Raw genomic sequence first — 23,761 nt, forward strand, 5'->3', positions numbered from 1 at the left:
GCCTCTTTTTTTACTCACTCGGGTCAGCAACCCTGACCATGGACATCAGGAGAGATCAGATGTTTGGAACCGCCACCCGCCCCGGCGCCACCCGTGCCCTGCTGCTCGGCTCAGGCGAACTCGGCAAGGAAGTCGCCATCGAGCTGCAACGCCTTGGCATAGAAGTGATCGCCGCCGACCGCTACGCCAATGCCCCCGCCATGCAGGTCGCCCACGCCGCCCAGGTGCTGGACATGCTCGATGGCGCCGCCCTGCGCGCCCTGGTGGCCGAGGTCAAGCCCGACCTCATCATCCCCGAGATTGAGGCCATCGCCACCTATACCCTGGCAGAGCTTGAGCAGGAAGGGGTCAGGGTCGTGCCCAACGCCCGCGCCACCCAGCTCACCATGAATCGGGAGGGGATCCGCCGGCTCGCCGCCGAAGAGCTGGGTCTGCCCACCTCCTCCTACCGCTTCGCCCAGAGCAAGGAGGAGTTCATCGCCGCCGTCGAGGCCATAGGCCTGCCCTGCGTGGTGAAACCCGTGATGAGTTCGTCCGGCAAGGGCCAGAGCCTGCTGCGGGATCTCGCCAAGCTGGACGAGAGCTGGACCTATGCCCAGGAGGGGGGCCGCGCCGGCCGTGGCAAGGTGATAGTCGAAGGCTTCGTCCCCTTCGAGTACGAGATAACCTTGCTCACCGTGCGCGCCGTGGACGGCATCCACTTCTGTGATCCCATAGGCCATCGTCAGGAAGACGGCGACTACCGCGAATCCTGGCAACCCCAGGCGATGAGCGAGCTGGCGCTGGCCCGCGCCAAGGAGGTCGCCGCCAAGGTGGTCGAGGCCCTGGGTGGCCATGGCCTGTTCGGGGTGGAGCTCTTCATCAAGGGTGACGAGGTGTGGTTCAGCGAGGTCTCTCCCCGCCCCCACGACACCGGCATGGTGACCCTGATCTCCCAGGATCTCTCCGAGTTCGCCCTGCACGTGCGCGCCATCCTGGGGCTGCCGGTCGGCACCATCACCCAGTTCGGGCCAAGTGCCTCCGCCGTGGTGCTGCGCGATGGCCACAGCCAGAATATCCGCTATCAGGGGGTTGCCGAGGCGCTGGCCCTGGTGCCGGGCGCTCAGCTGCGTCTCTTTGGCAAGCCCGAGATCGCCGGTCGCCGTCGTCTCGGGGTGGCGCTGGCCCGTGGGCAAGGGTGCGAAGAGGCGGTGGAAAAGGCCAAGGCGGTCGCCGCCCGGATCGAGGTGCTCCTCTAGAGCGCATTCTTTGTCACGTAAAAACAAACGTTTATCTGCGTGATCCGGCGCAAGGGGCGGGCTTCTGCCCCTTTTCCATTGAGTCGCCGGGCTTATAATCCCCCTTCACCTATGTCAGGAGTACAAGATGTTAACTGCCGTGATCTTCGATATGGATGGTGTTCTGATCGACTCGGAACCCTTTTGGCAACGGGCCCAGATGGCCGTCTTCTCCGAGCTGGGCCACTTCCACACCGAGGAGGACTGCAACTCCACCATAGGGGTGCGCATCGATCAGCTGGTGGCCCACTGGTATCGCCTGCGTCCCTGGAGCGGCCCGACCCAGGAAGAGGTAGTGCAGCGCATCCTGGATCAGGTGATAGCACTCATCCTGCAGGAAGGTCAGGCCAAGGAGGGCGTGCTGGAGGCCCTCTCCCTCATCGAGGCCCGTGGCCTCAAGATTGGCCTGGCTACCTCTTCCCCCTTCACCATGGTGGAGGCTGTGCTCGGCAAGCTCGGTATCCAGGATCGCTTCATGGCGGTGCACTCCGCCGAGGTGGAGCGCTTCGGCAAACCCCACCCGGACGTCTATATCCACGCCGCCGAGAAGCTGGGCGTCGAACCTGTGCACTGTCTGGCCATCGAGGACAGCTTCACCGGCCTGCTGGCAGCCAAGGCGGCGTCCATGCAGGCGCTGATAGTGCCGGACCCGGCGCTGGTGGGGGATCCCCGTCTGGCCATCGCCGATCACCAGCTGCGTTCGCTCGCCGAGCTGGATGCAGACATGCTGGCCCGCTGGGTGGGGTGAATCCGCACGGGGCCAGTGGTGCGCCGGGTCAGACCTTAGGGGCTAGGCGCATCCCCTGATCCCTGTCATAAACGTGCGCCCGCTCGCGGTTGCGCCGCCTCTTGCCGACTAGAATCAGGGGAAAGAGGCGGCCAGTCGGCCCGAGGAGGTCACCATGATCGAGTACACCAGCAAGCGCATCGTCTGCCCCCACTGCGGCCACCACACCCGGGTCGAGCTGGATGCCAGCCAGGGGGATCAGGAGTTCTACGAGGACTGCATGGCCTGTTGCAATCCGATCCACCTGCGGTTGCACCGGGACGAAGCCCGCGACTGTTTGCAGCTGTTTGTGGATGCGGACGACGAGCAGATGTTCTGATTGCCTTTCGCTGACCAGGCAAGCGAGGGGGACTGGGGCGACGCCATGCCGCCCATCCCCTGCTTGCTTCTCCCCAGATGCCTGAGTCCCTCCCCTTCGCGGCACATTCCCTCATAAAGAAAAGCCCCTCGGAGAACCTCAAATCATCCTGAAGTTCGCCAAGGGGCCTTGTCTCTTATGTGATGGTTGTCGGCTCATGGATGTGCCAGACACAAGAAGTGTAGGCACGGTTTCATCCTTAGGCCAGCCTCTGAAGCTCAGGCTCCGTAAGCCAGGGTTGGCTGCCACACAAGGGATGGCGTTCTGCCCGAAGCCTCACCTCATATTCACGAGACAGAACAGGGCCCCCTGCTGCGGACCCTGCTTGAGATGGCGGACTTGGGCGGATCAGGCTGGCTGGCGCGCCGCCAGCACCCGCTCCACGGTGTCGACTATGGCTTGGGTCTGGGGATCGATCTCTATGTTGGTCTGCCAGCCCGCCTTGACCCAACCCAGGTTGGTGCGGGCCAGGGTCTCGGGGATCAGGTTGACGCAGAACTCATGGCCGCGCACCTCGCCCACGGTCAGGCTGATGCCGTCGATGCCGATGTAGCCCTTGGTCAGCACGTATTTCATGAGCGCGGGGGCAAGGCGGTACCACAGCTGGCGATTGTTGGGGGTGTCGATGACGGCACTGACCTCGGCCGTGCCCATGATGTGGCCGGACATGGCATGGCCGCCAATCTCGTCCCCAAAGCGGGCGGCCCGCTCCACATTGACCTTGTCCCCGACAGCCAGCGAGCCGAGGTTGGTCAGGCGCAGGGTCTCCTGCATCAGATCGAAGCTGACCAGTTCCCCCTCGATGCGGGTGACCGTCAGGCAGCAGCCGTTGTGGGCCACGGAGGCGCCGAGTGCCAGCCCCTCGCCCCAGGCCGGGCTCGGCATGCGGATCACATGGGTGCGAAAGTTGGGCAGCTCTTCGATGGCCACCAGTTCGGCGGTCCCCTGTACTATGCCGGTGAACATGTCTCGTCTCCACGCTGTAACAAAATTGTCGGCAGGTTACCCCCGGCCACAGTGCAAGACAAGCATGCCGGCTGACAAGGCAGGCCCCGATCGTTATAGTGACCCCATTCAATCCAGGCTTAACGAGGAAACAAAAATGCAGGTATATCAATGCTGTGAAGCCATTCGCATCGCCTACAACCAGATAGGCTCAGGTGAGCAGGGCTATGTGCCCCAGGCCATCGCCGCCAGCATACGGGCGCTCAACGCCGTGGCGAGCGACGATAGGGTGCCCGCAGATCTGCGCGAGCAGGCCGCCTACGCCGCCGCCAACCTGCTGATCAGCGATCACGAGGACGCCTGATCCCGGGTAGAAATGCGCCGCCAACCTTCCCCGTTGGCGGATTTTCAGGCTAGAATGACACCCCCGCGTTTTGTCTCCTCCCGGCAGGAGATAAAAGCCCCTCTCATTTACCCGTTCTTTTCTCTTTTATCTGATCCACTCGGAGGTGTCAGTGCAACGTTATTGGACCGAGGCGAAGCAGCTCGTTCGTCTAGCCAGCCCCATACTGGTGGCCCAGGTGGCCCAGATCGCCATGAACTTCGTCGATACCGTGATGGCGGGACAGGTCAGCGCCGTGGATCTCGCTGCCGTGTCGGTCGCCTCCAGCTTCTGGCTACCCATCATCTTGCTGGTGCAGGGCATCATCATGGCGCTCACCCCCATCGTTTCCCAGCTCAACGGGGCCCGCAAGCGGGACGAGATCCGCCCGGCCGTGCACCAGGGCTTCTGGCTGGCGCTGATGGTGACCCCCATCGCCATGGTGGCGCTCTACTTCAGCCCGCTGGCGCTGCAGTTCATGGACGTGGATCCGGTGATGGCGGACAAGACCGCCGGTTACCTGCACGCCATCCTCTGGGGTCTGCCCGCCTTCGTGCTGTTCCAGGTGCTGCGCAACTTCAGCGAGGGGCTCTCCCACACCATGCCCACCATGGTGATTGGCTTCGTGGGACTGGCGGTCAACATCCCCGCCAACTACATCTTCATTCACGGCCACTTCGGCATGCCCAAGCTCGGCGGGGTCGGCTGCGGCGTGGCCACCGCCATAGTGCTCTGGGCCATGCTGCTGGCGATGATTGCCTACGTGAAGCTCTCCCCCCACTTCAAGAAGATCAATCTGTTCGCCCAGCTCGCGCGCCCCAACGGCAGCCGGATCTGGCGCCTGTTTCGCTTAGGCTTCCCCATCGCCATGGCCATCTTCTGCGAGGTGACCCTGTTCACCGTGGTGGCCCTGATGCTGGCCCCCTTCGGCGCCGAGACGGTGGCGAGCCACCAGATAGCCCTGAACTTCTCCAGCCTGGTGTTTATGCTGCCGCTCTCCATCGGCGTCGGCGTGACCATCAGAGTCGGCCACAGCATAGGGGAAGGCCAGCCGGAGCACGCCCGCGTCGCCGCCCGTACCGGCCTGATGCTGGGCATGGCGGTGGCCGCCGGTACCGCCGCCCTGACGGTGTTGCTGCGCGAACATATCGCGGGGATCTACACCGATGACATCCAGGTGATCACCCTCGCGGCTACCTTGTTGTTCTTCGCCGCCATCTATCAGGTCTCGGACTCGGTGCAGGTGGTGGCGGCCGCGGCCCTGCGTGGCTACAAGGACACCAAGGCCATCTTCTACGTCACCATAGTCGCCTACTGGGGACTGGGGCTGCCCACCGGCATGATCCTGGGGCTGACCGACTGGGTGGTGCCGCGCATGGGGCCCCAGGGCTTCTGGGTAGGCTTCATCGTCGGCCTCACCGGCGCGGCCCTGATGCTGGGTGCAAGGCTGAGATTCATCTATGGTCGCTTCGCGAGTCCCGAGGCCTGCACTACCCTTTCCCGGGCCCAATAAAGGGCGCCACAGCGCCGCTCAATCGAGCGGCTCGCCTGCAAAATCAACAGGCTGCGCAAGAACTGGGCAAACAGTCTCCTTTGTGCATGTCCCTTGTTGACAGCCTTGGGGGGCATGGGTAGTATGCCGACCACGTCAGCAGTGCTGGCGTAGTTGAAGTGGGTTTAACGCTCGGTTGGTCAGAGCATGAACTTGGCATGGTGAAGATTGTGTCTTTGGTTCGAATTCATTTCATCGAGTGGGTTTATAGCTCAGTTGGTTAGAGCACTACCTTGACATGGTAGGGGTCGTTGGTTCGAATCCAATTAAACCCACCACTTTTTCTGTGATGCGTCCTTAGCTCAGCTGGTTAGAGCACCACCTTGACATGGTGGGGGTCGGTGGTTCGAATCCACTAGGACGCACCATTACAGAACACTGATTATGCGTCCTTAGCTCAGCTGGTTAGAGCATCACCTTGACATGGTGGGGGTCGGTGGTTCGAATCCACTAGGACGCACCATTCAGTTTGAAAGAAATACAGATATTCCAGATGTGGGTTTATAGCTCAGTTGGTTAGAACAGTACTTTGACATGGCGTAGGCGATGTCGTTGGTTTTAATACAATTGAACACAGATGTGGGTTTATAGCTCAGTTGGTTAGAGCACTACCTTGACATGGTAGGGGTCGTTGGTTCGAATCCAATTAAACCCACCACTTCTGGCAAATGAAAAAGCCGCATTGCGCACCCTGCGTCCTTAGCTCAGCTGGTTAGAGCATCACCTTGACATGGTGGGGGTCGGTGGTTCGAATCCACTAGGACGCACCAAATTAGAAAAGCCCGCTCATCGAGCGGGCTTTTTGCATTGCGCCTTCTCCCTGCCCTTCCGACCCTCCTGATCCGGGTCAGCCCCCGGCTGTGGGGACTAGCTCGCTAGAAGAGATCCAGCTGCTGGCCGCAGATCCGGTCGAACGACTCGCCGATAAAGGGCAGTATGGCGTCGGCAATGGGCCTCAACTGCTTGTCGATGTAGTGCTCGTAGTCGATGGCGCTGCGCCTGTACTCCAGCGGCTCGGGGCCATTGAGGGTCATCAGATAGGCGATGGTGCCCCTGTGCTGATAACGCTGGGGCTGGCCGCGGCGCAGGTTCTCCTCGTCCGCCAGCCGCGCCGCCCGCACATGGGGGGGCACATTCTTCTGATACTCCTCGAGTTTTTGGCGCAGCCGCTTGCGATAGATGAGCAGATCGTCGTGCAGGCCGGCACGGGTCTCGTCCACCATGGTGCGCACATAGCCGCTGGGATCTTCGTCGTGAAACACCAGCTCGTAGAGCCGGGTCTGAAACTGCTTGGCCAGCATGGTCCAGTCGGTGCGCACAGATTCGAGCCCCTTGAACACCAGCTGCTCAGATCCGGCCTGCCCCTCGCCGCCAACCAGCCCGGCATAGCGCTTCTTGCTCCCCTTCTCCAGCCCGCGGATGGTGGGCATCAGGAAGCGGCGGTAGTGGGTCTCGTATTCGATCTCGAGATAACAGGGCAGATCGAACTCGCGCCTGATCAGTGCCGTCCAGTTGTCGTTGATCATGGCGGCCAGCTCGCGGCCTGTCTGCTCGGCCTGCTGCGGACTGGTCTCCCTGTTCAGGTGAACGAAGGTGGAGTCGGTGTCGCCATAGATCACCTCGAACCCCTTAGCCTCTATCCACTCCCGGGTCTGCTGCATGATGCTGTGACCGCGCAGGGTGATCGATGAGGCAAGTCGCGGATCGTAGAAGCGGCAGCCCCCCGAGCCCAGCACGCCGTAGAAGGAGTTCATGATGATCTTGATGGCCTGGGAGAGCGCCTTGTTGCTGGCCGCCTTGGCCCTGTCCCGCGCCGCCCAGAGGGTGGCGATGAGATCCGGCAGGAAGTGCCGCTCGCGGGAGAACAGGGCGCCGCGAAAGCCGGGAATGGCCTGTTCCGGGTGTTGCAGCCCCTCCACCAATCCCATGGGATCGATGCAGAAGGTGCGGATGATGCTGGGGTAGAGGCTCTTGAAATCGAGCACCAGCACATGGCGATAGAGACCGGGTTTGGAGTCCATCACATAGCCGCCGGGGCTCGCCAGCCCACCGTCTGCGGGCAGATTGGGGGCCACGTAGCCGCCGCGATGGAGCCGCGGCAGATAGAGGTTGGTAAAGGCGGCTACCGAGCCCCCCACCCTGTCGAGCTCCAGCCCGGTGAGGGAAGCCCGCTCTATGGCGAAGGGGATGAGGTGGCAGTAGTCGAAGATCTCCCACACCAGCTTGCAGTCTTCCAGGTTGTAGCGAGCCAGCGCCTCCTTGTCGGAGTGGAACAACTCGGTGATCTTCTCCCCCCGGTTCGCCACATCCTCGATGTCCTTGCCACGACCGAGCAGTTCGCTTGCCACCGCGTCCAGACTGTAGCTGGCAAACTGCCAGGTGGCGCTTTTGAGGGTGTCGATGCCGTCCAGCACCATGCGCCCCGGGATGATGACGTTGCCGGTCTGGGGGTCATTGCGAGACGAGCGCCAGAAGCAGAGCTCGCGCCCCCGCCCGAGCCGCAGTCGCCGCTTGCCCAGCTCGGCGCGGCGCAGCAGCAGACGAAAGTCGAAGTTCACCACGTTCCAGCCGATCACCAGATCGGGATCGTGCCGCTGGAACCAGCTCTCCAGCGCGCCGAGCAGGGCACTTTCATCCGCCACCCACTCGACCTGGGTGCCCCAGCTGTCGGCATCCGCCTCCGGGGTACCTATCATGATGACCCGCGCATCCTGCTCGCTGTAAAGACCGACCGAGAAGAGGGCCCCGTCCATGGCGCACTCCACGTCCAGCGACACCCAGGAGAGGGTCGGCGTCACCGCCTGGGGGGCGCAGCGTGCCTCGTTCACCTCCCAGTAGCCCTGCCTGCCCCCCTTCTTCACCGCCCGGCCATCGAAGCGCACGCCAGCGGTGATGAAGCGCTCCATCAGGAAGCGCTCCGGCAGCCGGATATCCGCCTCGAAATGCTCCAGCCCGCGAATGAGCAGCAGCTCGATGGCGCGGTGAAAGGCGCTCAGGGTGGCAAAATAGCAGCCCACCACAGGGCGGCCGTCGAAGGTGTGCATGGGCAGGCGGCGAAACCGCCCCCTCACCCCGGCGCCCTTGAACAGCTCGGCGGCCTCGGCCATATGGCTCTGTGGCAGGAAGAACACCGGCTCCTGCCCCGGCACCACCACCCGCACCGGCCCCTGGGCGCTCCAGAGCCACATCACGATTTCGGTGGTGGCGGCGTGCCCGTCGCGGCCGCGCACGTCCCGACCGTGGCGGGTCAGGATAAAGCCGTCGAGCGGCGGGTCGGCGGGAACGGGGGGCTGGGTCGCGGTCATGGGCAATAGGGGTCGGTCTTGGGATGGGACTATTGTACGTTCATACAGTGCCTGCTCGCAATCGTCACCCTAGGCTGCGGGGCCTGAGTCAAACTGGTAAGCTCGATCCCGTCGTCATCCTCATCAACCCTTTTATTACGGCGCTTCGCCGACGAAAGGAGTCACTGTGGCAATCTATTCCCTGCTGGATCGGCTCGCCATCCCCTACCAGCGTATCGATCATCCCCCCGTTTTCACCTGCGAGGAGGCGAGCAGGCTGCTGCCCGACCTGCCCGCTGCCAAGACCAAGAACCTCTTTTTGCGCGATCCGAAAAGCGAGCGGCTGTTTCTGGTGGTAAGTCCGGAGGAGAGCCGGGTCGATCTCAAGGCGCTGGCGGCACGGCTCGGGGTCAAGCGGCTGAGCTTTGGCTCCCCCGAACGGCTCGAGGCAGTGCTCGGCCTCACCCCGGGTTCGGTCACCCTGCTCGCCATGGTGCGCGATAGCGAGCATGCCGTGGAGCTGGTGGTGGACGAGCGTATCTGGCAGGCCGAGCAGGTGCAGTGCCACCCGCTGGTCAATACCGCCACCCTGCTCATCCGCCTCGACGATGTGCGCCGTCTGCTGACCCATCTGGGCCGAGAGGCCTGCGTCATGGTATTGCCGATAGTGGCAGCAGATTAAATGGCCGACACCACCATCAAGATGCAGCATCAACCAGAACCGACCCGTTTCGAATGCCACCTGGCGCCGTTATATGGTCGACTGTGCCGAGGCGGGATAGTCGCACTATCAGGTGGCACGATTTGACCCAAATGGCTGGCTACTAGCCTGCGGGGCTATGCAGCAGGGTGTAATCTAGGGCCCACCACTCCCTCTCCTGCCCTCGATGCCGGGGAGATCCTCGCTACCCGGCGCCTGATGGGGGCTGGGTCTGCCATCCGCGGCCGGATTGGTGCATAGTCAGGTTATCATCCGTCCATTGCGTCCTTTCGTGGCACCGGGAGCATCATGCGCATCGCCCTCCTCATTCCCCTGCTGGCCCTGGCCCTTGCCGGCTGCAGCAACACCTCCTCGTCAGGCGCCAGCGTGGGGCTTGGCGCTGGTGACTATTACGGCGGTCACTATGGCGCCTCTTACTGGTGGTATGACGACTATTACGGCTATTGGGATGACTACTACCCCTGGTGCTGCGACAACCAGGGGGATTTTGACGAGCTGATCAAGAAGTGGTGGAGCGGGCTCGATCCTGAGCGCCAGCAGGAGATCAAGGAGAAGTATCAGGATTGGCAGGAGAACAATGGCCAGCCCGATGTGGCCGCCCTGCGAGGGGAGCTGGCGGGCCGCTGGAATGCCATGACGCCGGAGCAGCAACAGGCCCTGCGTGACAACCGGCAGAACAGACCCAGCGTCAGCAACCCGGACAGGGGCCCGCGCTCACCGCTGGATGACAAGGGGGGCACTCTCCCCAGGGCCGAGAACGGCCTGCTGACCCCAGGGGCACGGCCCAAGGTCGACGGCGGCCTCTTGATACCCTCCACCCTGCCCAAGACAAATAACGGCCTCTTGCTCCCCGGGACCCAGCCCAGGGTGGATACCAGACCGCACCTTCCCCGCGCCATGGCCCCCCCAGTGCGCGCCCCCACCGTCAGACCGGCGATAAGGCCAGGCTTCACCCCCATGCGCAGCTTCGGGGGCGGGGGCCGCCGCCGCTAGCCCCCCCTCTCGGCGAGCGCGAGGGATACACTATCCTGATGCAGCAGGATCACCGCCCAGCAAGGAGCACGACATGACTCAACAGTGGCAACGCATTTCCTCCCGCCTCACCGACGTGGGCGGCATCCCGGTGGCCCGCGCCCTCCCGGTCAAGGAGCGGCGCACCATAGGCCCCTGGTGCTTTCTCGATCACATAGGGCCGACCCGCTTCGCCCCCGACGCCCCCGGGCTGGACGTGGGGCCCCATCCCCACATCGCCCTGCAGACCTTCACCTGGATGCTGGCGGGGGAGATTTTGCACCGTGACAGTCTCGGCAGCGAGCAGGTGATCCGCCCGGGCCAGGTCAATCTGATGACCGCCGGGCGCGGCATAGCCCACACCGAGGAGTCCCTGGCGGGCCACCCCGACCTGCACGCCGCCCAGCTCTGGATAGCGCTGCCTGAGCGTGATCAGGAGACCCAACCCCGCTTCGATCACTACCCCCTGCTGCCCAGCTGGCAGGAGAGCGAGACCAACCTGACCCTGCTCATCGGCGACCATGCCGGGCGCCAAGCCCCCACCCTCAGCTTCTCCCCCATCCTCGGGCTGGACTTGCACTCGCCCCATGGCGGGCACATAGTGCTGCCGCTGGATCCGGCCTTCGAGCACGGCCTCTTCCCCTTGCAGGGAGAGGCGACCATAGCAGGGGAGGCGCTCGCCCCCGAGCAGCTCCTCTATCTGCCGCCGGGCACCCGGGAGCTGGCGGTGACACTCGGCCCGGGCACTCGCCTGCTGCTCATCGGCGGCGAGCCCCTGGCCGAGCCGCTGCAGATCTGGTGGAACTTCGTGAGCTTCAGCCCGGAGGCCATTCGCACCGCAGCCTCGGATTGGGAGAGCGGCCATCCCCGCTTCGGCGAGGTCAAGGGTTACCCCGGCCCCCGCCTCAAGGCCCCGCCCCTGGCCGGGCTCTGATCCCGGCGAGGCAGGCATGTCGTAATGGCATATATCTACAAAAAGCTGCCCGCAGACCCGCTTACCCGCATTGGCACAGGCCGTTTACACAAAGCAGGTGGCGGGCTCTCTCGGTGAGTACCAAGGATTGTTTATGGATTTATCTCCCTTCTATCACGCCAGCGCAGCGGTCTCGATACAGGCTCTGATCGGATATCGTTTGGGGCATTGGGGATATGGCGGCCTCATTGGGTGCATATGGTTTGTCGCACGAGAGCAGACACAGGCGGAATACAGGTGGATAGCGCGGTTCGGCCAGGGGCGGAGGGCCAACATGCCCTGGTGGGGCGGATTCGATCCCAGAGTCTGGGAACTGGGGAGTGTTCTGGATTTTCTGGTGCCGATCGCCTTGTGTACGCTGGTGTTTGTGGTTGCGCGCCGCGCCAATCGGCTGGCTTGCTGACCCGACTTGTTCAGTGGGCTAAGGCTCCCGGCTGGGTCCGCCGTTTAAACGAAGAGGGGCACATTGCCCCTCATCATTATTGCAATACCCTTCCACAACCAGCCTGCTAAAATCCGGCACCCCAACACAGGGGGTGTAGGCAGAGGGAACACCTCAAGTTCGCATCAGAACTCCTCTTCCTGCTCGGCCTTCATGCGGGCCCGACGCTCCATCGCCTCCTCTTCCGCGCTCTCGATCTCGTGCAGCACGGCATCGATGTCGATGGCCTCGGTGCTCTCCTCGAACAGGCCGGTCAGCTCGGATTCCGGGGTGAGCTTGCCGTCTTCGAACAGGGCCCACATCTCCCTGGCATAACGGGTCTTGAGCAGCTCGGGCGCATAGATGCCGTAGTAGTTGCGCATGTTGTTGACGTCCCGCTCCAGCATGGCCCTGGCCTGGTTGTTGGCGGCGGCATCCACCACCTGGGGCAGATCGATTATGACGGGGCCCTCTGCGTCCACCAGCACGTTGAACTCGGAGAGATCCCCGTGGATGAGGCCGGCGCAGAGCATGCGCACCACGTAGCGGATCACCTTGCCGTGATCGATGAGCGCCTGCTCGGCCGAGAGTGCCACGTCGTTGAGGCGGGGCGCCACGTTGCCCTCGGCATCTGTGATGAGCTCCATCAGCAGGACGCCATCCAGGCAGACATAGGGGGTGGGCACCCGCACGCCGGCGGCGGCCAGCTTGAACAGGGCATCCACCTCTGTGTTCTGCCACACCTCTTCGTGCTGCTTGCGACCGTACTTGGAGCCCTTCTCCATGGCGCGGGCACTGCGACTGTTGCGCACCTTGCGCCCTTCCTGATAGACCACGGCCTGCTTGAAGCTGCGCTTGGAGGCCTCTTTATAGACTTTGGCGCAGCGGATCTCGTCGCCGCAGCGCACCACATAGACGTCGGCTTCTTTGCCGCTCATCAGCCGGCTGATGACATCGTCGACCAGGCCGTCATCAACCAGAGGTTGGATTCGATTTGGAATTTTCATGACCGCCCTTTTACCTTATTTGCACCTTATTTGCACCTTGTTTGCGTGGCGGTAGGCCAGACAGGGCCCCGCTTTGGTCCCCCGCCGGCCCCTTGCCGAGGGTGGCCTGGTGTGCCCTGCCCCAACCGCCTCTCACTGGCTGTCAAAACGACCCGCAAGGGAGCCCTGTGGTTCAAGGCTCGGGGGGCAACCCCTGGCGGATGCGCCGGATCCCCTCCTCGTAGAGGCCATCCTCCCCTTGGTTATCCGCCTGGGTCTCGAAAATTTTGAGAAACCACATGTACTGCTCGGGGAAGCGGCCAAGCTGGCGCTCCACCATTCGGTTCATGGCGTTGACGTCCGCCTCCAGATCCTGGGTGGGATAAGGGTCGAACGGCGGCTCCACCTCGAGCCGATAGCAGCCCAGATCCTCGTCATAGCAGGCCAGGATGGGCACGGCCCGGGCACCGGTCAGCTTGACCAGCTTGGGCAGGGCCGGCAGGGTCGCCTTGGGGTGGCCGAAGAAGGGCACGAAGATGCTCGCCTCCCGGCCATGATCCTGATCCGGCAGATAGAAGAAGCTGTCGCCGCTGCGCAGGGCCTTGATGGCGGGCTTGATGCCGACGCTGCGCTCATAGACACGCCCGCCCTTGCTGCGCTCGCGGTTGATATACCAGTCGAACACCTGATCCTTGGGGCTCTTCATCATGGTGCACAGGGGCACCCCCTCATCGGTCAGGTAGCGGCCTATCATGTCCACCGCCCAGGTGTGGGGCACCACGAAGATCATGGGGCGCCCGGCGGCCAGCTCGGCCTCTATATGCTCCCAGCCACGCACCTTGATGCGCCCTTTCAGGAAGGCGGGACTGCGCCAGGTGAGCTCGCCAAAACCCATGAAGGTCTTGAGACCGACCCGGATGGACTTGAGCAGCAGCCGTTCGCGCCCGGCCGCGTCCAGTTCGGGGAAACAGATCTTGAGGTTGGTCTCGGCGATGTAGGCCTGCTTCCTGGAGAAGCGCAGCAGCAGGGGGGCCAGGGCATCGGCCAGCTTGTCTCTGTAGCTGGCCGGGATCCAGGCCAGCAGGGAGAGCAGGGCAAGCGCCAGCCAGCTGCCCCACAGACGGGGGTGCAGCAGACGCAGATGAAAGGAGGTGTCAAACACCGGATCTTGTGCGGACATGGTCGCCATCGAATCATCAAAACAGACCGTCATTTTAGTGATCCTGACAATTTTTTCTACCCAGGATCCCCCAAGCGGGATTTCCAAGTCACTGATCAGACTAGTTAGAAATAAAAAGTGGCCCACATGGGGCCACCTATAAAGACGCATTAAGTTGCGGTTCAGGAATGGGGGCTGAGTCCCTTGCGGATGCGCCTTATCCCCTCTTCGTAGAGGCCGTCTTCTCCCTCCTGATCCTCGCGGGTATCGAAGATCTTGAGGAACCACATGTACTGACCCGGGTGACGGGTCAGCTGCCGCTCCACGCTGTCGTTCATGCGGCAGGTGTCGGCCACCAGATCATCGCTCGGGTAGTCGGCGAAGGGGGCCTCTATCTCCAGCCGGTAGCAGTGCGCCGCCTCGTCATAGCAGGCCAGCACGGGCACGGCGCGGGCACCGGTCAGCTTGACCAGCCGTGGCAGGGCCGGCAGGGTCGCCTTGGGGTGCTTGAAGAAGGGCACGAACAGGCTGGCCTCGCGGCCATGATCCTGATCCGGCAGGTAGAAGAAGCTCAGGCCGGATTTCACCGCCTTGATCACCGGCTTGATGCCGGCGCTGCGCTCGTAAACGCGGCAGCCATTCTTGGCGCGCTCGCGGTTGATGTGCCAGTCGAACACAGGGTTGCGGGCGCTCTTCATCATGGTGCACATGGGCAGGCCCCGCTGGGAGAAGTAGTAGCCCGCCGCATCGATGGGCCAGCTGTGGGGTACCACCAGGATCACCGGGCGGCCGGCGGCCTGCTCGGCCTCAATGTGTTCCCATCCGCTCACCTGGATGCGCTTCATCAGGTACTCGGGGCTGCGCACGGTGAACTCGCCAAACCCCAGCAGGCTCTTGAGGCCGACCCGGATCGAGGTCATCAGTATGGCGTCCCGCTCTGCCTCGCTCTGCTCCTTGAAGCAGATGGCGAGGTTGGTTCTGGCGATATAGACCTGCTTTTTCGAGATCTTGAGCACCAGGGGCGCCAGGGCGTCGGCCAGCTTGTCGCGCCAACGGGGCGGCACATAGGCGAGCACGCCGAGCACGCCGAGGGCAAGCCAGCTCACCCAGTAACGCGGGTGCAGCAAACGGGTCTGGAATGCGGAGTCAAACACGGGATCTTGGGAGGACATGGGTACTATCAAACAGTAGAAGTGGGCAATTGCGGCAATCCTGACAGGTAATACCAGTGAAAACCACCTTAATATCGCCTGAATGAGCGACAATTTGAGCCTTTTCACGGATTGACAGCGCCCCCTGATCCCCAGGCAGTGGGCGCTGCTCACGCTTTGTACCGGCCCCGGATGCAACAGACCCCGCCAGGCGGGGTCTGCTCTTGGTCGAGACCGGCTGCGACCTTAGCGGCGCAGGGGCTGCTCCAGCATGCCGCCCTGGCCAAGGGGCAGGAAGAACATCAGGTAGCGCAGCGCCACATAACCGACGATCAGGGTCGCCGCACCGAGCTCCAGATAGGCCAGCTGGTTGATCTGCGCCGCATAGTGGGCCGCCTCTGGCCACTGCGACAGCAGGTGACCCACCTTGAACAGGGCGGTGGCGCCTATCACCAGGGGGAAGGTGAAGGCGGCATAACCCGGCGAGAACGGCAGGCGCAGCAGCTTGATGAAGGCCAGGTAGATGATGCCTGTCATCAGCACGGCTATCCCCAGCAGCACGGCCACCAGCAGCAGCGACGGATCCTGGCTCACGGTGAGGTAGCCGGCGAGCGACAGGCTGGCGGGGGCCGCCAGGATGGCGATGGTGGGCTTGGCGGCATCCGGCACCTCGTGGCTGAAGATGAGGCGATAGAGCATCAGCGGCAGCATCAGGGCGTAGCAGGCCATGCCGAACCAGAGCAGGCCATTGGCCAGGGCGGCGAAGGGGCCACCCGGGTAGGCGACGTCGGCCACTATGATCCCCACCGGCGGCACGAACCAGCTCGGCACCATGTGGTGAATTTCAAACGCCTTGGCCCTGTGCCAGACGAAGGTGGCGAGGAACACCAGGTGAATGATCACCGCAAACAGCCAGAGCCCCTGGCCCAGGGTCGGGGCCAGTAGCCCCACCGCCTTGGAGACCACCATGGTCCCCATGGCATAGGTGGGCACCACGCTGCCCACCACGGGGTGGGCGAGATCCTGCCACAGCAGACGCGGGTGCAGCAGGAACTTGAAGGTGAGGACGAGGAGCAGCACGGCGGCGATGGCGGCCCCCAGCAGTTGCAGGCGGCCATCGAACTGACCGGCATTTTCCCAACACCAGCCGAGGCTGGCGATCCCGAGTGCCAGCCCGGCCATGGGGGTCGGGGCGGCGGCAAGGGAGCGACGGGTGCGTGCGATCATGACTGGTACCCTCTTGTTGATGACGATGTGCATAGGATAAAGAGGGTCTATCGTTTACGATATCTAAATGAATTGAACTAAGCGTTTAGGAAAATCAAACGACATGAAGCTGACCCTGCAACAACTCAAGGTGTTCGCCACCATAGCCCGCCACGGCAACCTGGGGGGCGCGGCCAGCGAGCTCTGCCTCAGCAAGGGGGCCGTCTCCCAGTCGTTGCAGGAGCTGGAGCGCCAGCTCGCCACCCCGCTGTTCGATCGGGTGCATCCGAGACTTCAGCTCAACAACGAGGGGCGGCTGCTGCAACCGGCCGCCGAGGAGCTGCTGACCCGGATGCAGGAGATAGAGCAGCTGTTTGGCCCGGACGCCGAGCCGAGCGGCCAGCTGCGCCTGGGGGCCAGCCAGACCATAGGCAACTACCTGCTGCCCAGTCTGCTGGCGGGGGGCGCCCAGGAGCTGGGATCCGCCCCCAGGGTAACCATCGCCAACACCCACCTGTTGTGCCACTCCCTCGCCCACTTCGAGCTGGATCTGGCCCTCATCGAGGGGGAGAACCATCACCCGGATCTGGTGAGCGAGCCCTGGCTCGAAGACGAGATGCTGATCATAGCCCCGCCCCAGCACCCCCTGGCCGGGCAGCTGGAGCTGCCCCTTCGCCTGCTCGCAGGCGAAACCTGGGTACTGCGCGAGCCCCAGTCAGGGAGCCGCGAGCAGTTCGAGCAGCAGATCCAGCCCAGGCTGCCGCGCTGGCAGGCGGGGCTCGAGCTCAACACCCTGGAGGCGGTGATGCTGGCGGTGGAGAAGGGGCTCGGCATCTCCTTTATCTCCCGCCTCGCGGTCTCCGATCGCCTGCACAGTGGCCGCCTGGTGGCGCTCACCCCGAGCCAGACCTTCCCCCGCCAGCTCTCCCTCGTCTGGCACAAGCAGAAGTTCCACTCCGCGGCCCTGCGCCGCTTCCTCGCCTTCTGCCGCGCCCAGACCCTGCCCGCTCCCTGAGCCTAGGGTCACCCTAAAACAAAAACAGAGGGCGCCGTGGCGCCCTCTGTTATTCAAGAAAGGTGTTGGGAGGATCTCTTGCGAGACAGCCTGCGGCGCCATCAGCCCCCCCGGTGCAGCCCCGTCTCGACCCAGCCCAGCACCCGCCGCGTCAGGGCGTGGGGCACCCAGGGGGAGTCCAGCAGCCGGTGGCGCAGGCAATCGGCGAAGTGATCCGCCTCGTGCTGCATGCCGCCCCCCTGTACCGGCAGGTAGATGTCTGCCGGCCAGGCGGCAGGCGGCGTATCCCCCTGCCAGCGAATGTGCTGGGGGTTCCACCACTTGCCCTCGATGACCAGGGTCCACGCCTCCCCCGAGAGCCAGGCATCCCGGTCGAGATCCTCGACGATGGAGGCGCCAAGCTCCGCCGAGAAGGGGCCGCCGAAGCTGAAGCGGGCCGCGAGATCCACCTCCCCCGGCGCCCTGTCCAGCGCCACCTCGGGGGCCTGGGTCGCGAGCCCCAGTCGCTCGCAGAAGGCGGCATAGAGCCAGAGCGGATAGACCCCCACATCCCAGGCGGCGCCGCCGTCGAGGGCGGGATCGAACAGCTTGCCGACCGGAGGCGGGGCCGAGCCGAACGCCGCCCGCAGGCTGCGAGGCGCGGGCAGCAGGGGCAACCGCTGCAACAGGGCCCGCATGGCGGGGAAGCACATCACCTTCATGGCTTCGAGCAGCAGCAGGCCGCGCTCATGGGCAAGCGCCACCAGGGCGTCCCAATCCGCCACCCGGGTCACCGCCGGTTTCTCCACCAGCACGTGCTTGCCCGCCAGCAGCATCTGCCTGATCAGGGCGGCATGCTCCGGGTGGATCACCGCCACATAGACGGCCTCCACCTCGGGGCTCTCGGCCAGGGCCTGATAGCTGCCATAGGCCAGCCCCAATCCCAGCTCACGGGCGAACTCGTCGGCCCGCCCCTGATCCCGGGCGGCGATCGCCACCACGCGCCCGCCCCTGGCGTACTGATTGACGTCGCGGCAAAAACGCCGGGCGATGGCTCCCGCCCCGGCTATCCCCCAGCGCAGCAGTGGCGCTGTTCCCTGTGATTGCATCTCTTCCTCCTTCTTGTTGCCAGCCAACAACCCCCTCCCTGCCTCCCCCTTCGAAAGGGGGAGGAGTCAGCTTGTGGCCTGTTCGATCTGCAGGCTGCGCAGCCAACTTATATCGTCACACCAGATAGTCTCGTCTATGGTCTCGAGGATAAGCGGAATGCCGTCGAAACTGTGATCGTTCATGATGTGGTCAAGCACAGCCTCACCGGCCCGTCAGCTTGCAGCCTGATCGAGCTGCAGGCTGCGCAGCCAGCGTATCTCGTCACTCCAGATCGTCTCGTCTATGGTCTCGAGGATCAGCGGAATGCCGTCGAAACGGTGATCGTTCATGATGTGGTGGAACACGGCTTCCCCCAGGTTCCCCTCCCGCAGGCTGTGGTGACGATCGACCCGACTACCGAAGGTACACTTGGCACCGTTGATATGCATCCCCTTGAGGTACTCAAAGCCCACGGTGCGGTCAAAGTCGGCGAACACGGCGGCGCAGGACTCGGGGGTGCGCAGATCGTAACCGGCGGCGAAGGCGTGGCAGGTGTCGAAGCAGACCCCGACCCGGCTCTTGTCCTCCACCCCCTCGATCAGGGTGGCCAGGTGCTCGAACGACCAGCCGAGGTTGGTGCCCTGGCCGGCGGTGTTCTCTATCACCGCCGTGACCCCTTGGCTTCGCTCCAGCGCCCAGTTGATGGACTCGCTCACCAGTTTGAGGCTCGCCGCCTCGGGGATCTGCTTGAGGTGGCTGCCCGGATGAAAATTGAGATAGCAGAGCCCGAGCTGCTCGCAGCGCCTGATCTCGTCCAGGAAGGCATCCCGGGACTTGGCGAGGGCGTCGGGGTCGGGGTGGCCCAGGTTGATGAGGTAGCTGTCGTGGGGCAGGATCTGCTCGGGGCTAAAGCCCCCCTTGTCGCAGGCCGCCTTGAAGGCGCGGATGCTGGCCTCGGAGAGTGGCGCCGCCTGCCACTGGCGCTGGTTCTTGGTGAACAGGGCGAAGGCGTTGGCCCCGATAGCCTGGGCGCGGGCTATGGTGTTCTCCACCCCGCCGGCCGCACTGACGTGGGCTCCGATAAATTTCATCTTGTCTCCTCTGCGCGCTTGCTGGGTGCGCCCGCCTCGCGAGCCTCTCGCGGTCGCGAGGCGCGGCAACCCCTGATGGGGCGTCATTATGCCCAAGCCAGCCCCTTGCGCCAAACCGGGATTGTCGATGGCGGCAATGGAAAAGGCGCCCGCAGGCGCCTTGGTGATCATGGATGTCGGGCTCGCCCTCAATAGGCCAGACCGGCACCATAGGGGTAGAGCGGGTTCGCGGAGTCCTTCGCCACGTCCGGGTGCTGGTTTTGCACCGCCTGCCAGCTGGAGGGCAGCTCGAAGGGCAGCTTGCCGCTGGCCTTGGCCTTGCCGCTGATGACGTCGAACAGCGCCTGATCCAGGGCCCCGAAGTTGGCCAGCAACACCTGCGCCGCCGGTGCCACCTCGGTCAGGATGGCGGGCCTGTCCAGATAGACGGAGAGCACCATGGGCACCCCGGCCTGCGCGACGGCCTGGATGGCGGCGTACTCGTCCGCACCGCGGTAGATCCCCTCGTGGGCCGTCTCCTGCACCACCTGATCTGCGCTGGCAAAACCGAGCTGACCGAAGTGGATGCTGCCGAACGGGAAGCGGGGATCCTGCTCACCCGGGGCATTGACCCGCACTATGGCGAGATCGGCCTGGGCCAGGTCCGTCACCACTATATAGCCGTTGGCCGTGGCCACCTCGGCATTGACGTTGTGCAGGTAGACCCGCTTGCCGTCCGCCTTCTGCGGCAACAGGGCCCCCTCGTTTTTCAGCAACACATGGGACGCCGCCTGGGCGGCCTGGGCGGCCTGCTGGAACTCGGCCTTGCCCACCAGGGCCACCGCGGCCTGGGTATCCACATAGGGGTTTTCGAACAGCCCCAGGGCGAACTTCTGCTCCAGGATCCGCTCGGCCGAGGTGGTGATCGCCGCCTCGGTTACCAGGCCGCTCTGCACCGCCGCCAGCAGGGGGGCGGGATCTTCCACGCCGCCAAACTGATCCACCCCGGCGTCGATGGCCTTGGCGTAGCGCTCGGCCTTGGTGAGCTTCTCCACCCCCCAGGACATGCCAAAGGGCACAGTCCAGGGGCTGACCCCCGCCGTCACCTCATCCTGGCTCAGCCCCTGCTCGCAGCGGGCGTTGCAGTCGTTGACTATGCCCCAGTCGCTCAGCACCACGCCGTCGAACTTGAAGTGGCCCCGCAGCAAGTCGGTGAGGATCTGGCGGTTGAAGCCAAAGCCCACCTCCTCGATGGCCTGGCCTTCATGGGTCAGCCCCTCGGGCAGGGCGTAATAGGGCATCACGGCCCCCACCTTGGCCTCGAAGGCCCCCTCGAAGGGCACCAGGTGATAGGCGAACTGGCCGCCGGGATAGACCTGCTCCTTGCCCCAGGGGTTGTGGGCATCCAGGCCGTCTTTCTGGGGACCGGCCCCGGCGAAGTGCTTGACCACTGTGACCACGCTCTCCTTGCCTATGCCGTCACTCCCCTGCTGGAAGCCCTCTATGTAGGCCTTGACCAGGGATTTGGCGAGCAGGTTGTCTTCACCGAAGGTGCCGTTGATGCGGCCCCAGCGAGGCTCGGTCGCGAGATCCGCCTGGGGGGAGAGGGCCTCGTGAATGCCGACGGCCCTGTACTCCTGGCGGGCGATGTCGCCAAAGCGCTGCACCAGGGCGGCATCGCCGATGGCGGCGAGCCCCAGGGTCTCGGGCCACTGGGAGAAGGCCCCGGCGCCTATGCTGGTGGCGTTGGGATCATGGGTGAAGTGGTTGCGGGGATCCGTGCTCACCGTCATGGGGATGCCGAGCCCCACCCCTTCCAGCAGGGCCTGCAGCCGGTTGTTGTCGTCTGCGATGGCCGCCGGATCCCCCGCCATGCGGGTGATGAAGGTATTGACGCCATCCTCGCGCAGCATCTTCTCCATGGCGGTGAGGTTGACCCGCCCGTCTGCGTCCAGCACCAGGGTGCCGTGCATCATCAGGCCCGCCTTCTGGGCCAGGGAGAGCCTGCCCACCAGATCCCGGGCCCGCTCGTCGGCGCCAAGGCGCCAGTCTTCATAGGGGGTCAGGGCGCCGTTGCCATCGAGATCCTTGAATTGCAGGCCATCCTGCTCGATCAGGCTGACGGTGCGGTGCCCCAGGGTGGGCTGCTCCGGCTTGGGGCTGGAGTCGTTGCCATTGCACCCTGCCAGCAGCAGGACGCCCATGCTCAGGGTGAGGCGGGTCAGAGCGAAGGGGGGATATGTCATTATTGTTATCTTCCATGTGTGTGTAGGAGTGGCCACTCTATGCAAAATCGGCCCGCCTCACTTGCCCTGCGGGTGCAGGGAATTGCCGGTTGGGAGCACGTTCGAAAAGTGTGAAAAGGGTTGCAGGGTTACCCTTGGTTACATTTCTGAAACATGAAGCCGAACCTGGCTCACGGCAATTCATGGCCAATGGCGGATGATGGTGGGCCACCGCCGACAAGGATTTTCGCCGTGAAGACAGTCTCCAACCGGATAGCCCTGCACTGCCTCAACCACTGGCAGAGACAGGGACGGGATCCGGCCCAGCTCCTGCAAGGTGCCGGGATTGCCAGAGAAGAGCTGCTGCTCCCCCAGGGACGGATCGACGCCCAGCGCCACTTCCGGCTGCTGACCCAGGTCGCCCCCCATGTGGACATGGCCCACAAGTGGTCGCCCCCCTCGCTCTCGGGGCTCTTCGCCGACTACCTGCCGCTGGCGAGCCTCTGCTGCAACGCCGCCACCCTGCGCCAGGCCCTGCACTTCTTCCTCGCCTACCGCCCCCTCATCGGCGAGTGCGATCGGATACTGCTGCGGGAAGAAGAGGGACAGGCCAGGCTCAGTTACCATTCGGAGTCCGATCACCCGGACGTGATCGCCATGAGCAGCCTGGCCAACCTCGGTCACCTCTATGCCCTGCTGCAGTTCTACCACCCAGGCCAGGGCCGGCTGGTGCTGCCCACCCCGGTGCGGCCCAGGCTGTGGCGCGAGCTGGGGGCCTGGCTGGGGGATCGGCTGCAACGGGGAGAAGCCTTTGAGCTGCGCTTCCCCGCGGCCTTGCTCGATCTCGCCCACGGGGGCTGCAACGGCCCCCTGCAACCTCTGCTGCTGGGGGAGCTCGACGGCCAGATGCGGCAGTTGCGCCCGAGCAGCCACTACAGGGAGCGGGTGCTCGGGCTCATCCGCCAGCGGCTCTGGCAGGAGAGCGTCGACTCCCCCACCCTGTTGGCGGGGATCTGCGAGGCCCTCAGGCTGACCCGCTGGACCCTCAACCGCCACCTGCGCGAGGAGGGGTGCCACTTCTCAGGATTGCTGGAGCAGGTCAGAAGAGAAGAGGCCTGCCGTCTGCTGCAGGATCCCGGCCTGCAGCTGCAGGAGGTGGGCGGGCGCCTCGGGTTTGCCAGCCAGAGCAGCTTCACCCGCTTCTTCAAGGAGGCGTTCGCCCTCTCCCCCAGCGAATACCGCTCAAGGCGCAGCCGGCTCTGACTCCCCGGCCAGGGCCCCGGCGAGCAGCGCCGCCAGCCAGTGGATGAAGAGCTGGACCCTGGGTGCCAGCTGGCGGCGATGGGCATAGAGGGCGTGGATGGGGAGCGGCGGCGCCTGCCACCGGGGCAGCAGGCTTATCAGCTCGCCGCGCCCGAGCAGCCCCTCCACCCCCACCCTCGGCATCTGTATGATGCCAAGCCCCGCCAGCGCCGCCGCCAGGTAGGTCTCGCTGTCGTTGACCATTAGTGCCCCCGCCATCGGCAAGAGGGCGCGGCTGCCATCCTCCAGCTGGTATTCAAAACCGGGATCGCTGCGCCCCTGCCCCGACCCATAATGAACCAGCCGGTGCCCGGCCAGATCCGCCAGGGTCTGCGGCACCCCGTAGCGGGCCAGGTAGGCGGCGCTGGCGCAGTTGATCTGGCGATAGTGACCCAAAGGCCGCGCCACCAGGCTGGAGGGCTCCAGCGCCCCGACCCGCACCACGCAATCGAAGCCGTCGCGCACCAGATCCACCCGCCTGTCCGTGCTGCTCAGCATCAGCTGCAAGTCGGGGTGCTGGGCCAGGAAGGCGGGCAGCGCCGGGATCACCAGATGGCGCGCCATCCGGCTCGGCATGTCTACCCGCAACTGCCCCGAGATCTGGCCCCCCTGGCGAAACAGGCCGTCAAACTCCTCCATGTCCGCCAGCAGATCCCGGCACCTGGCGTAGCAGAGCTGGCCATCCGTGGTGAGCTGCACCCGTCTCGTGGTGCGCAGCAGGAGCCGGGTGCCCATGCGCTCCTCCAGCCGGCGGATGGCGGCGGAGAGGGTCGCCTTGGGGATGCCCAGTTGCTCGGCGCAGCGGGTAAAACTCTCGAGTTCGGCGACCCGCACGAACAATTTCATCGCATCCAGTTGATCCATGGCC

21 protein-coding genes and 5 tRNA genes are annotated in these 23,761 nt (G+C 64.4%); 16 read left to right on the top strand and 10 right to left on the bottom strand.

Annotation, left to right across the window (positions count from 1 at the left end; translation table 11 throughout):
- Positions 1-59 precede the first annotated feature (59 nt).
- From purT to Aeroheme_RS11160, 3 genes are all read left to right on the top strand, one after another.
- A complete protein-coding gene (purT, locus tag Aeroheme_RS11150; protein ID WP_411165846.1) occupies positions 60-1,238 on the top strand; it encodes a formate-dependent phosphoribosylglycinamide formyltransferase in 1,179 nt (392 codons plus the stop codon).
- Positions 1,239-1,365: 127 nt separating this feature from the next.
- Positions 1,366-2,025, top strand: a complete 660-nt coding sequence (gene hxpB, locus Aeroheme_RS11155; RefSeq protein WP_111912684.1) for a hexitol phosphatase HxpB — start codon at positions 1,366-1,368, stop codon at positions 2,023-2,025.
- Between the two features lie 154 nt (positions 2,026-2,179).
- On the top strand, positions 2,180-2,383 hold the full coding sequence (locus Aeroheme_RS11160; protein ID WP_005301298.1) for a CPXCG motif-containing cysteine-rich protein: 204 nt from the start codon (positions 2,180-2,182) through the stop codon (positions 2,381-2,383).
- 387 nt (positions 2,384-2,770) lie between these two features.
- On the opposite strand, the gene Aeroheme_RS11165 is transcribed toward Aeroheme_RS11160, so the two are convergent.
- A complete protein-coding gene (locus Aeroheme_RS11165; protein ID WP_163137694.1) occupies positions 2,771-3,388 on the bottom strand; it encodes a riboflavin synthase subunit alpha in 618 nt (205 codons plus the stop codon).
- A 136-nt stretch (positions 3,389-3,524) separates the two neighbouring features.
- On the opposite strand from Aeroheme_RS11165, the gene Aeroheme_RS11170 reads away from it, so the two are divergent.
- From Aeroheme_RS11170 to Aeroheme_RS11200, 7 genes are all read left to right on the top strand, one after another.
- Positions 3,525-3,731: a YaeP family protein gene (locus tag Aeroheme_RS11170; RefSeq protein WP_005324956.1), complete on the top strand. Its 207-nt coding sequence runs from the start codon at positions 3,525-3,527 to the stop codon at positions 3,729-3,731.
- A gap of 151 nt (positions 3,732-3,882) precedes the next feature.
- Positions 3,883-5,262, top strand: coding sequence for an MATE family efflux transporter (locus tag Aeroheme_RS11175; protein WP_106886877.1), 1,380 nt, complete (start codon positions 3,883-3,885; stop codon positions 5,260-5,262).
- Between the two features lie 240 nt (positions 5,263-5,502).
- Positions 5,503-5,579: transfer RNA gene (locus tag Aeroheme_RS11180), tRNA-Val, on the top strand.
- Between the two features lie 13 nt (positions 5,580-5,592).
- Positions 5,593-5,669: transfer RNA gene (locus Aeroheme_RS11185), tRNA-Val, on the top strand.
- An 18-nt stretch (positions 5,670-5,687) separates the two neighbouring features.
- Positions 5,688-5,764 (top strand) — tRNA-Val (locus Aeroheme_RS11190).
- 118 nt (positions 5,765-5,882) lie between these two features.
- Positions 5,883-5,959: transfer RNA gene (locus Aeroheme_RS11195), tRNA-Val, on the top strand.
- A gap of 35 nt (positions 5,960-5,994) precedes the next feature.
- Positions 5,995-6,071 (top strand) — tRNA-Val (locus Aeroheme_RS11200).
- 105 nt (positions 6,072-6,176) lie between these two features.
- Here Aeroheme_RS11200 and Aeroheme_RS11205 read toward each other — a convergent pair.
- Complete coding sequence (locus Aeroheme_RS11205; protein ID WP_163137695.1) at positions 6,177-8,606, bottom strand: DNA polymerase II; 2,430 nt, start codon at positions 8,604-8,606, stop codon at positions 6,177-6,179.
- 166 nt (positions 8,607-8,772) lie between these two features.
- Between Aeroheme_RS11205 and Aeroheme_RS11210 the strand changes: the two genes are divergently transcribed.
- From Aeroheme_RS11210 to Aeroheme_RS11225, 4 genes are all read left to right on the top strand, one after another.
- Positions 8,773-9,267, top strand: a complete 495-nt coding sequence (locus tag Aeroheme_RS11210) for a YbaK/EbsC family protein (protein WP_163137696.1) — start codon at positions 8,773-8,775, stop codon at positions 9,265-9,267.
- A gap of 327 nt (positions 9,268-9,594) precedes the next feature.
- Positions 9,595-10,299, top strand: coding sequence for a hypothetical protein (locus Aeroheme_RS11215; protein WP_411165847.1), 705 nt, complete (start codon positions 9,595-9,597; stop codon positions 10,297-10,299).
- A gap of 73 nt (positions 10,300-10,372) precedes the next feature.
- Positions 10,373-11,251, top strand: coding sequence for a pirin family protein (locus Aeroheme_RS11220; RefSeq protein ID WP_163137698.1), 879 nt, complete (start codon positions 10,373-10,375; stop codon positions 11,249-11,251).
- 133 nt (positions 11,252-11,384) lie between these two features.
- On the top strand, positions 11,385-11,693 hold the full coding sequence (locus tag Aeroheme_RS11225) for a hypothetical protein (RefSeq protein WP_411165848.1): 309 nt from the start codon (positions 11,385-11,387) through the stop codon (positions 11,691-11,693).
- A 164-nt stretch (positions 11,694-11,857) separates the two neighbouring features.
- On the opposite strand, the gene Aeroheme_RS11230 is transcribed toward Aeroheme_RS11225, so the two are convergent.
- The 4 genes from Aeroheme_RS11230 to Aeroheme_RS11245 form a co-directional block, all read right to left on the bottom strand.
- The gene (locus Aeroheme_RS11230; protein ID WP_106886881.1) at positions 11,858-12,718 is read right to left on the bottom strand and encodes a PA4780 family RIO1-like protein kinase; all 861 of its coding nucleotides are present in this window, start codon (positions 12,716-12,718) and stop codon (positions 11,858-11,860) included.
- Positions 12,719-12,890: 172 nt separating this feature from the next.
- Positions 12,891-13,886, bottom strand: coding sequence for a lauroyl-Kdo(2)-lipid IV(A) myristoyltransferase (locus Aeroheme_RS11235; RefSeq protein WP_163148241.1), 996 nt, complete (start codon positions 13,884-13,886; stop codon positions 12,891-12,893).
- Positions 13,887-14,038: 152 nt separating this feature from the next.
- Entirely contained in the window at positions 14,039-15,028 is a 990-nt protein-coding gene (lpxM, locus tag Aeroheme_RS11240) for a lauroyl-Kdo(2)-lipid IV(A) myristoyltransferase (RefSeq protein ID WP_139746321.1), read from the bottom strand.
- A gap of 225 nt (positions 15,029-15,253) precedes the next feature.
- Positions 15,254-16,234, bottom strand: a complete 981-nt coding sequence (locus Aeroheme_RS11245; RefSeq protein WP_163148174.1) for a TDT family transporter — start codon at positions 16,232-16,234, stop codon at positions 15,254-15,256.
- Between the two features lie 103 nt (positions 16,235-16,337).
- Here Aeroheme_RS11245 and Aeroheme_RS11250 point away from each other — a divergent pair, with 103 nt between their 5' ends.
- Positions 16,338-17,228, top strand: coding sequence for a LysR substrate-binding domain-containing protein (locus Aeroheme_RS11250; RefSeq protein WP_106886883.1), 891 nt, complete (start codon positions 16,338-16,340; stop codon positions 17,226-17,228).
- A 101-nt stretch (positions 17,229-17,329) separates the two neighbouring features.
- Here Aeroheme_RS11250 and Aeroheme_RS11255 read toward each other — a convergent pair whose 3' ends face one another.
- From Aeroheme_RS11255 to Aeroheme_RS11265, 3 genes are all read right to left on the bottom strand, one after another.
- A complete protein-coding gene (locus Aeroheme_RS11255; protein ID WP_411165849.1) occupies positions 17,330-18,316 on the bottom strand; it encodes a Gfo/Idh/MocA family protein in 987 nt (328 codons plus the stop codon).
- 213 nt (positions 18,317-18,529) lie between these two features.
- Entirely contained in the window at positions 18,530-19,387 is an 858-nt protein-coding gene (gene nfo, locus Aeroheme_RS11260; protein ID WP_411165850.1) for a deoxyribonuclease IV, read from the bottom strand.
- 188 nt (positions 19,388-19,575) lie between these two features.
- Positions 19,576-21,612 (bottom strand): glycoside hydrolase family 3 protein, encoded by a 2,037-nt coding sequence (locus Aeroheme_RS11265; protein WP_411165851.1) that lies wholly within the window; start codon positions 21,610-21,612, stop codon positions 19,576-19,578.
- A gap of 231 nt (positions 21,613-21,843) precedes the next feature.
- On the opposite strand from Aeroheme_RS11265, the gene Aeroheme_RS11270 reads away from it, so the two are divergent.
- On the top strand, positions 21,844-22,854 hold the full coding sequence (locus Aeroheme_RS11270; protein WP_262110102.1) for a helix-turn-helix transcriptional regulator: 1,011 nt from the start codon (positions 21,844-21,846) through the stop codon (positions 22,852-22,854).
- Here Aeroheme_RS11270 and Aeroheme_RS11275 read toward each other — a convergent pair.
- Entirely contained in the window at positions 22,834-23,757 is a 924-nt protein-coding gene (locus Aeroheme_RS11275) for a LysR family transcriptional regulator (protein WP_111913708.1), read from the bottom strand. The genes Aeroheme_RS11270 and Aeroheme_RS11275 overlap by 21 nt on opposite strands.
- Positions 23,758-23,761: the final 4 nt, after the last annotated feature.

The organism is Aeromonas sp. DSM 116730 (assembly GCF_046581335.1).
GTDB classification, from domain to species: domain Bacteria; phylum Pseudomonadota; class Gammaproteobacteria; order Enterobacterales; family Aeromonadaceae; genus Aeromonas; species Aeromonas rivipollensis.

What these genes read in the sequence shown, in the direction of transcription:
- purT (WP_411165846.1), top strand. Translation starts at nt 60, where the DNA reads ATGTTTGGAACCGCCACCCGCCCCGGCGCCACCCGTGCCCTGCTGCTC.
- hxpB (WP_111912684.1), top strand. Translation starts at nt 1,366, where the DNA reads ATGTTAACTGCCGTGATCTTCGATATGGATGGTGTTCTGATCGACTCG.
- Aeroheme_RS11160 (WP_005301298.1), top strand. Translation starts at nt 2,180, where the DNA reads ATGATCGAGTACACCAGCAAGCGCATCGTCTGCCCCCACTGCGGCCAC.
- Aeroheme_RS11165 (WP_163137694.1), bottom strand. Translation starts at nt 3,388, where the DNA reads ATGTTCACCGGCATAGTACAGGGGACCGCCGAACTGGTGGCCATCGAA.
- Aeroheme_RS11170 (WP_005324956.1), top strand. Translation starts at nt 3,525, where the DNA reads ATGCAGGTATATCAATGCTGTGAAGCCATTCGCATCGCCTACAACCAG.
- Aeroheme_RS11205 (WP_163137695.1), bottom strand. Translation starts at nt 8,606, where the DNA reads ATGACCGCGACCCAGCCCCCCGTTCCCGCCGACCCGCCGCTCGACGGC.
- Aeroheme_RS11215 (WP_411165847.1), top strand. Translation starts at nt 9,595, where the DNA reads ATGCGCATCGCCCTCCTCATTCCCCTGCTGGCCCTGGCCCTTGCCGGC.
- Aeroheme_RS11220 (WP_163137698.1), top strand. Translation starts at nt 10,373, where the DNA reads ATGACTCAACAGTGGCAACGCATTTCCTCCCGCCTCACCGACGTGGGC.
- Aeroheme_RS11225 (WP_411165848.1), top strand. Translation starts at nt 11,385, where the DNA reads ATGGATTTATCTCCCTTCTATCACGCCAGCGCAGCGGTCTCGATACAG.
- Aeroheme_RS11230 (WP_106886881.1), bottom strand. Translation starts at nt 12,718, where the DNA reads ATGAAAATTCCAAATCGAATCCAACCTCTGGTTGATGACGGCCTGGTC.
- Aeroheme_RS11235 (WP_163148241.1), bottom strand. Translation starts at nt 13,886, where the DNA reads ATGGCGACCATGTCCGCACAAGATCCGGTGTTTGACACCTCCTTTCAT.
- lpxM (WP_139746321.1), bottom strand. Translation starts at nt 15,028, where the DNA reads ATGTCCTCCCAAGATCCCGTGTTTGACTCCGCATTCCAGACCCGTTTG.
- Aeroheme_RS11245 (WP_163148174.1), bottom strand. Translation starts at nt 16,234, where the DNA reads ATGATCGCACGCACCCGTCGCTCCCTTGCCGCCGCCCCGACCCCCATG.
- Aeroheme_RS11250 (WP_106886883.1), top strand. Translation starts at nt 16,338, where the DNA reads ATGAAGCTGACCCTGCAACAACTCAAGGTGTTCGCCACCATAGCCCGC.
- Aeroheme_RS11255 (WP_411165849.1), bottom strand. Translation starts at nt 18,316, where the DNA reads ATGCAATCACAGGGAACAGCGCCACTGCTGCGCTGGGGGATAGCCGGG.
- nfo (WP_411165850.1), bottom strand. Translation starts at nt 19,387, where the DNA reads ATGAAATTTATCGGAGCCCACGTCAGTGCGGCCGGCGGGGTGGAGAAC.
- Aeroheme_RS11265 (WP_411165851.1), bottom strand. Translation starts at nt 21,612, where the DNA reads ATGACATATCCCCCCTTCGCTCTGACCCGCCTCACCCTGAGCATGGGC.
- Aeroheme_RS11275 (WP_111913708.1), bottom strand. Translation starts at nt 23,757, where the DNA reads ATGGATCAACTGGATGCGATGAAATTGTTCGTGCGGGTCGCCGAACTC.